Annotated in this window: 4 protein-coding genes; 1 reads left to right on the forward strand and 3 read right to left on the reverse strand. The window is 61.5% G+C overall.

The window, feature by feature from the left end:
* Positions 1-414: methyl-accepting chemotaxis protein (locus tag HX846_RS32820; protein ID WP_256740212.1), on the forward strand; the 414-nt coding region annotated here is incomplete at its 5' end.
* A 651-nt stretch (positions 415-1,065) separates the two neighbouring features.
* Here HX846_RS32820 and HX846_RS32825 read toward each other — a convergent pair.
* The 3 genes from HX846_RS32825 to HX846_RS32835 form a co-directional block, all read right to left on the reverse strand.
* Positions 1,066-1,434 (reverse strand): glyoxalase superfamily protein, encoded by a 369-nt coding sequence (locus HX846_RS32825; RefSeq protein ID WP_177021603.1) that lies wholly within the window; start codon positions 1,432-1,434, stop codon positions 1,066-1,068.
* A 29-nt stretch (positions 1,435-1,463) separates the two neighbouring features.
* Positions 1,464-2,927, reverse strand: coding sequence for an amidohydrolase family protein (locus HX846_RS32830; RefSeq protein WP_178967013.1), 1,464 nt, complete (start codon positions 2,925-2,927; stop codon positions 1,464-1,466).
* Between the two features lies 1 nt (position 2,928).
* A partial coding sequence (locus HX846_RS32835) for a MurR/RpiR family transcriptional regulator (RefSeq protein ID WP_178967014.1) occupies positions 2,929-3,367 on the reverse strand: 439 nt, incomplete at its 5' end.

The following is a 3,367-nucleotide window of genomic DNA, read 5'->3' on the forward strand; positions in this document are numbered from 1 at the left end:
GGTTTTGCGGTGGTCGCCGATGAGGTGCGCGGCCTGGCCCAGCGCACCCAGAAATCCACCGAAGAAATCGAAGGCCTGGTGGCCGGTTTGCAGAACGGCACCCAGCAAGTGGCCGCCGTGATGAACAACAGCCGCAGCCTCACCGACAGCAGCGTCGAACTGACGCGCAAGGCCGGTGTGTCACTGGAAAACATCACCCGTACGGTGTCGAATATCCAGTCGATGAACCAGCAGATCGCCGCAGCCGCCGAGCAGCAGAGTGCCGTGGCGGAAGAGATCAGCCGCAGTATCGTGAATGTGCGGGACGTGTCGGAGCAGACGGCAGCGGCCAGTGACGAGACGGCCAAGTCAAGTGTGGAACTGGCGCGTTTGGGCGGGCAGTTGCAGCAGATGGTCAGCCATTTCCGGGTGTAAATCCCAGGTACAAAAAAGCCGCCCCGGTCGAAACCGGGGCGGCCCACTTCTCAGACCTTAACGGTCATCAAAGCTGTCCCGCAGGAATTTCCACACGTGATAAACACGCAGGGAGTTCACTACGAGGTCCCACGTACGTCGTGCAAACTTGGACATACTCGGCCCTCCATCAGTTGGGCCTACCTCCAGCGCACTTACCGGAACACGTGAGCCTTCGGACGCAGGTCAATGCTTCCAGTGAGGCGGCCGGGCTTTGGGTCCTCCCGCATGAATCCGGCACGGATTACTAGCCCGTGGCGTTCGGTCCATAAATTCGCGCGCGTACCCAGCCCACCTACAAACGACATACACAGAACGGGGGCGATACTAACCAACATCCCGCTCAAAGGTGTGACCTGGGAGAACTAATCCACCGGTAACGCTCCAAGAATTTATTGCCAGTTTTTGCAGTCGTCCTTAAATAGCGTAGATCTCAAAGAACTGAAAACACCGAGTGTCACCAGGCCTTGCGTGATGCCTGAACCGACAGTAGTATCCGGTCAGCAGGTCAATGCTTCCGGTGAGGCGCAACCCCAGCCGCGAACTGGGATTGCAATAAAAAACCGCCCTACTAAGGCGGTTTTTTATTGCCTGCGATTTATGCGCGCAGCCTCAGCTGCTGACTTCTTCAACAAACACCAACCGGTTCCCAGACGGGTCGCTGATGCTCATCTCGCGGCTGCCCCACGGCGTGTCTTCAATACCGGGCTTGGCGTTGCGGTAATTCCTGGCCAGCAATTGTTGCTGGTACGCTTCCAACCCTTGAGCCTGAATCCGCACCGCCGCACCTGGCGTGCAATCGCCATGGTGCTCGGACAAGTGCAGCACGCAGTCCCCCAGCGACACCTGCAGGTACAGCGGAAAGTTGTCTTCAAACCGGTGCTGCCAATCGACCTTGAACCCCAGGAAGTCGACGTAGAACTCTAACGTTTTGGCCTCGTCGAAACTGCGCAAGATGGGGGTGACTTTTCCTAAGTGCATGGCGATTGCTCCGTATTTGAGAGCGGCCACTATACGGCCGCAAATCCCTTTCGCAAATCCCCACTGCGCGCCAGGAATCGTCCGGACCGCTGCCCATTGGCCTGCCCGTCTCTGTAGCTGAGCACGCCATTGACCCACACACCGTCAATCCCTTCCGCCGCGCGCTGCGGCTCCTTGAAGTCCGCCACATCCCGCACCCGCAACGGATCAAACAGCACCAGATCGGCCCAGTGTCCTTCACGGATTTCACCGCGCTCGGCCAAGCCAAAGCGCGCTGCCGACAAGCCAGTCATCTTGTGCACGGCGGTGTGCAGCGGGAACAAGCCAAGGTCCCGGCTGAAATGCCCCAGTACCCGGGGAAACGCGCCCCACAGACGTGGATGAGGAAACGGATCTTCCGGCAAACCATCCGAGCCAATCATCGACAGCGGATGCGCCAGGATGCGCTGCACGTCGGTCTCGTCCATGCCGTAATACACCGCCCCGGCGGGTTGCAGGCGGCGGGCGGCGTCCATCAGCGGCACCGCCCACTCGGCGGCAATGTCCTGCAGATCCCGCCCGCCCATTTCCGGATGCGGCGTAGACCAGGTGATGGTGATGCGAAAGGCATCGGTGACTTGCTTGAGGTCCAGGGTCGAAGAGCTGGCCGCATACGGGTAGCAATCGCAGCCCACCGGATGGGTCTTCGCCGCGTGTTCCAGCGAGGCCAACAACTGCGGACTGCGCCCCCAGTTACCGGCGCCCGCGCACTTGAGGTGGGAAATGATCACCGGCGCCTTGGCATGCCGGCCAATCTGAAACGCCTCGTCCATCGCCTCCAGCACCGGTTCGAATTCGCTGCGCAAATGGGTGGTGTACACCGCGCCATAAGCCGTCAGTTCTTCACTCAACTGCAGCACTTCATCGGTCTCGGCGTTGAAGGCGCTCGCGTATGCAAGCCCGGTGGATAAACCCAGGGCACCGTCCGCCAGACTCTCCTGCAACTGCACGCGCATCGCGGTGATTTCACCCGGCGTGGCGGTACGGTGCAGGTCGTCCATATGGTTGCTGCGCAGCGCGGTGTGGCCGATCAGCGCCGCCACATTGACGGCCGGGTGGGCGTTTTCCACCGCCGCGCGGTAATCGCTGAACCGTGGGTAGGCAAAGGCCTCGGCGGTGCCCAGCAGGTTCATCGGGTCCGGCGGATCAGCCTGCAAGCTCACGGGCGAGGCGCTGATGCCGCAGTTGCCGACAATCACCGTGGTCACGCCCTGGCTCAGCTTGGGCAGCATCTGCGGGTGACGGATCACCACCGTGTCGTCGTGGGTGTGCACGTCGATAAACCCCGGCGCCAATACGCGCCCGGCAGCGTCGATTTCATGCTCGGCGCTGTCCCGGGACAGGTCGCCGATCTTCTCGATACGGCCCTCGTGCACTGCCACATCGGCGACATAGCCGGGGGTGTTGCTGCCATCAATGATCAGCGCCTGGCGGATCAGCGTGTGGTACTTCATCTCAATCTCCAAGCGGCAGGCTGTCAGGGCCGCCGCGATAATCGTCCAGGGCCAGCTTGATCCGTCGCAGGCGTTCCTGGTTGTCGTCCGGCATGGCCAAGGCCAGCTCGGTAGCGAGCACATCGATGGCCAACAGCATTCCGTAGCGCGCCGCCGTTGGCTTGTAGATAAAACTGGTTTCGGCCGGTTGCAGCGGCAGCAGCACGTCGGCCAACTGCGCCAGCGGTGAATCCGGCAGGGTGATGGCGATGATTTTTGCGCCGTAGTTGCGTGCCAGCGCCACCACACCCAATACCTCCGGGGTGATGCCGGTCAGCGAGCAGACGATCAGCGCATGCTCCGGGCCCAGGGTGGCGGCGGTCACACGCATCATCACCGGGTCGTGGCAGGCATTGATCGAGTAGCCCAGGCGCACGAGGCGCACTTGCAACTCGTCGCTG

This window comes from Pseudomonas sp. K5002, assembly GCF_013386655.1.
GTDB lineage: Bacteria > Pseudomonadota > Gammaproteobacteria > Pseudomonadales > Pseudomonadaceae > Aquipseudomonas.

Coding starts and splice junctions, on each gene's coding strand:
- HX846_RS32825 (WP_177021603.1), bottom strand. CDS start 1,434: ATGCACTTAGGAAAAGTCACCCCCATCTTGCGCAGTTTCGACGAGGCC.
- HX846_RS32830 (WP_178967013.1), bottom strand. CDS start 2,927: ATGAAGTACCACACGCTGATCCGCCAGGCGCTGATCATTGATGGCAGC.